Source organism: Aldersonia kunmingensis (genome assembly GCF_001646865.1).
In the GTDB taxonomy this organism is placed as follows: Bacteria; Actinomycetota; Actinomycetes; order Mycobacteriales; family Mycobacteriaceae; genus Aldersonia; species Aldersonia kunmingensis.
Genome location: NZ_LRRB01000056.1, coordinates 1 through 4001 on the forward strand (window position 1 = coordinate 1; position 4001 = coordinate 4001).

Annotated in this window: 4 protein-coding genes; 1 reads left to right on the forward strand and 3 read right to left on the reverse strand. The window is 64.7% G+C overall.

Translation table 11 applies throughout. The annotated features are described in order from the left end of the window. Together A8G08_RS04190 and A8G08_RS04195 are read right to left on the reverse strand one after the other, a co-directional pair. Nucleotides 1-1032: ABC transporter substrate-binding protein (locus A8G08_RS04190; RefSeq protein ID WP_068270547.1), on the reverse strand; the 1032-nt coding region annotated here is incomplete at its 3' end. A gap of 283 nt (nt 1033-1315) precedes the next feature. Then, nucleotides 1316-2401, reverse strand: a complete 1086-nt coding sequence (locus A8G08_RS04195) for an ABC transporter substrate-binding protein (protein ID WP_068270549.1) — start codon at nt 2399-2401, stop codon at nt 1316-1318. A gap of 208 nt (nt 2402-2609) precedes the next feature. On the opposite strand from A8G08_RS04195, the gene sigJ reads away from it, so the two are divergent. Next, the gene (gene sigJ / locus A8G08_RS04200) at nt 2610-3518 is read left to right on the forward strand and encodes an RNA polymerase sigma factor SigJ (protein WP_068270545.1); all 909 of its coding nucleotides are present in this window, start codon (nt 2610-2612) and stop codon (nt 3516-3518) included. 12 nt (nt 3519-3530) lie between these two features. On the opposite strand, the gene A8G08_RS04205 is transcribed toward sigJ, so the two are convergent. Further along, a partial coding sequence (locus tag A8G08_RS04205) for an ABC transporter permease (RefSeq protein ID WP_157108401.1) occupies nt 3531-4001 on the reverse strand: 471 nt, incomplete at its 5' end.

A 4001-nucleotide genomic window follows, 5' to 3' on the forward strand; every position in this document is an offset into this window, starting at 1 on the left:
GTAGGGGTTGAACTCGTTGGTGTAGAAGTCGGACGGCTTCAGCTTGTCCTTCTCCAGCTCACCGTTGCGGGTGAGCCAGTCGATCCACAGCTGGATTTCCTTCTCCGCGATCGTGCCGCCGACCCCGGCAACGCCCGTGCTGCGCCAGTATTCGGTCAGCTTGGTGTTCTCGTTGCGGCCACGCGAGTTGATGATTTCCTTGAACTTCGCGATCACCTGATCCGCCGGGGTGGTCTGCGCCCAGCGGATCGCGCGTGCCGTGCCCTGAGTGAAATCGGCTGCCGCGTCCTTGTTCTTGGCGACGAAATCGTTGCGCAGCACGTAGGTGCCGTAGGTGAACGACCCGAACAGCGACTCATCGGTGAACAGCGGGTGGATACCGCCACGTTCGACGGCGGTCTCGCGGAATACCGCATTGAGCGCGCCGACGTCGATCTGCCCCTGGCGCAGCGCCTGCTCGGTGTTCACCGGCGGCACCACGATCAGCTCGACCTGCTTGATCTCATCGGGGGTGAGTCCCTGCTGCGCCAGCCATTCCCGCGTGAGGAACTCGTGGTGCGCACCGAGGGTGTTCATGCCGACCTTCTTGCCGATCAGGTCGCGGGCGCTCTTGATCGGGCTGCCATCGAGGACGTAGTAGCCGGTGAAGGTCTTCGTGTCGGCGCCGTAGTAACCCAGCACCGAGGTAATTGGGGAGCCGGCGGCGACGAGCTTGGTGACCGCACCGTTGAAGGCGCCGCCGAATTCGGTCTGCCCGGTCGCGGCGGACTGGATGTCCTGCGGGCCGCTGGTCGTGTCACCGACCCACTTCAGCTCGACCTTGTCGAAGTAGCCCAGGGACGCGGCCAGCTCCGGGTAGATGACCTGGCCGGACCAACCCTGGTAGCGCAGCACGGTCTTGCCGTCCGCAGTCGTCTCTTCGTCCGATGAGCCGCACGCCGTGGCGAGCGAGGTGACAGCGAGTAGTGCCGCGACGACGCCGATCAGGCGGCGCGAGCGGCGGCGCGCCGGATCGAAGGCTTTGAACCGCATGGTGATGTGTTCCTTGTCGATGGAGGTGGTATCGAAATGGAGCGCGCACACGTCAGGGTGCGACGTGTGGGTCACACACAGGGGCGACACGACGACATGTGGGCGAACTCCTTCCATCAACTAGGTATTCCAAGGCTGCCGCGTACCGTGAACTGCGACAACGGTTTGACGACGGTGTGATTCGAAGTCCCGGCGTAAGCGTGTTCACGTGACTTCGACTGGAGCTTTTGGAGACGAAACAGAGGTCGCGCCCCGCGTGGGGCGCGACCTGTAGTTGCCACGGTTACTTTCCGAGCGCCTGACCATCGGGGCCGGACTCGGCCGGGAACTTGCCGTTGGCGAACGGGTTGAACTCGTTGGTGTAGAAGTCGGTCGCCTTCAGCTTGTCCTTCTCGAGCTCACCGTTGCGGACGAGCCAGTCGATCCACAGCTGGATCTCCTTATCGGTGATCTGTCCGCCTGCGCCCGCAATACCGGTGCTTCGCCAGTAGTCGGTGAGCTTGGTGTTCTCGTTGCGGCCACGGCTGTTGATGATTTCCTTGAACTTCGCGACCACCTCGTCACGCGGGGTGGTCTGCGCCCAGCGGATCGCCCGGGCGACACCCTGAGTGAAATCGGCTGCCGCGTCCTTGTTCTTGGCGATGAAATCGTTGCGCAGCACATAGGTGCCGTACGTGAACGTGCCGAAGAGCGATTCATCGGTGTACAGCGGGTGGATACCGCCGCGCTCGACCGCGGTCTCGCGGAACACGGCATTGAGCGCGCCAACATCGATCTGGCCCTGCCGCAGCGCCTGCTCGGTGTTCACCGGCGGCACCACAATCAGCTCAACCTGCTTGATCTCGTCCGGGGTGAGGCCCTGCTGCGCAAGCCATTCCCGCGTCAGGAACTCGTGGTGCGCACCGAGGGTGTTGACCCCGACCTTCTTGCCGATCAGGTCGCGGGCGCTCTTGATCGGGCTGCCGTCGAGGACGAAGTAGCCGGTGAAGGTCTGCTTGTCTGCACCGTAGAGCCCGACAACGGAGGTGATCGGCGCGCCGGCGGCGACCAGTTTGGTGACTGCACCGTTGAACGCGCCGCCGAATTCGGTCTGTCCGGTCGCGGCGGACTGGATATCCTGCGGACCGCTGGTCGTGTCACCGACCCACTTCAGCTCGACCTTGTCGTAGTAGCCGAGGGCATCGGCGAGTTCGGGGTAGATGACCTGTCCGGCCGAACCCTGGTAGCGCAGCACCGCCTTACCGTCCGCGGTGGTCGACTCTTCCGACGAGCCGCACGCCGTGGCGAGCGAGGTGACTGCGAGTAGTGCCGCGACAACACCGATCAGGCGGCCCGAACGGCGCGCGGGATCGAAAGCTTTGAACCGCATTGTGAAGTGTTCCTTGTCGATGGAGGTGGAATCGAAACGGAGCGCGCACACGTCGGGCGCAACGTGTGGGCTACACGCAGAGGCGGCACGACGGCATGCGAGGACTCCTTTCAAAGCAACGAGGTGTCCCACAGGCTGCCGTCAGCCGCGCAGGGCGACAACGGTTTGGCGACGGAGTGATTCGAAGTCCGGGGGTAGGGTGTTTCACATGACTTCGACTGCGCTTGCCGAGCGCTTCGAGGAACACCGGCCGCACCTTCTGGCAGTCGGCTATCGCCTCACCGGCAGCGTCGCCGATGCCGAAGATGCGGTGCAGGAGAGCTGGTTTCGGCTCTCCGGCGCCGGCGAGGAGACCGTTCGCGATCTGCGTGGATGGCTCACCACCGTGGTCGGGCGGATCTGTCTGGACCGGCTGCGTTCGGCAGCGGCGCGGCGGGAAAGCTATGTCGGCAGCTGGCTGCCTGAGCCGGTTGTGACACCGGTCGCCTCGCGCGCACCCGACCCGCTCGACGCCGTGGTGAGCGATGAAGCCGCCCGCCTGGCGGCGATGATCGTGCTGGACGAACTGACCCCGCCGCAGCGGGTTGCGTTCGTTCTGCACGACGGATTCGCGGTGCCGTTCGACGAGATCGGCGAACTCCTCGGCGTGTCGACCGACGCCGCAAGGCAACACGCGGCACGCGCACGCCGTGCCGCCGAGCGGGCCCCGAAACCCGTCTCTCCCGACGAGCAAAACGAGGCCGTGACCCGATTGCTCGCTGCGTTCGCCACCGGCGATGTCGGCGCCGTTGTGGCCGAGTTACACCCGGATGCGAGCGCGACCGGTGACGCAGGCGGGACCGCCCGCACCGCGCTACGTCCGGTCCGCGGAGCCGACCGCGTGGCCCGCTTCTTCCTCGGGCTGACCCGTAAGTACGGCGCCGACACCCTGTTGAACGGCGAACCGGTGCTGGTGAACGGCGCACTGGGGTATTACATCCCCGCCCAACCCGCTAGCACCACCGGCGAGGAGGTCCCGGCGCACATCATCGGTTTCGTGATCGAGGATGGCCGAGTGGCGGGAATCTACGATTTCGCCAACTCGGCCAAACTCGGCGGGGCACGGCTCAATACCTGAGCCAACTCCTTCTTATGATTCCTGGCGCCAGCGGGAGAGCCGGCGTTCGATGAAGACGATGACTGCGTTGAACACGAGGCCGACGAGCGCGATCGCGATGATCCCGGCGTACATCTGCGGGATCTGGAAATTCAGCTGCGATGCGGTGATCAGGTAACCCAGACCCGCCTTCGCACCCACCATCTCGGCAGCGATCAGCACAAGGATCGACGACGCAGCCGCCATCCGGATACCGGTGAAGATGGACGGCACCGCAGCCGGCAACACCACCTTCTGGAACAGCCGCAACGACGAGAAACCCATCGAGGCAGCCGATTTCACCAGCAACGGCTCAACAGTGCGCACGCCGGTAATGGTGTTGAGCAGGATCGGGAACGTGCAGGCGTAGACCACCAGCGCGACCTTCGACTCCTCACCGATGCCGAGGATCAGCACGAACACGGGCAGCAGTGCGAGTGCGGCGGTGTTGCGAAACAGTTCGAG

Bases quoted from the DNA above. Each gene is read 5' to 3' on its own strand.
- A8G08_RS04195 (WP_068270549.1), bottom strand. From the start codon at position 2,401: ATGCGGTTCAAAGCTTTCGATCCCGCGCGCCGTTCGGGCCGCCTGATC.
- sigJ (WP_068270545.1), top strand. From the start codon at position 2,610: ATGACTTCGACTGCGCTTGCCGAGCGCTTCGAGGAACACCGGCCGCAC.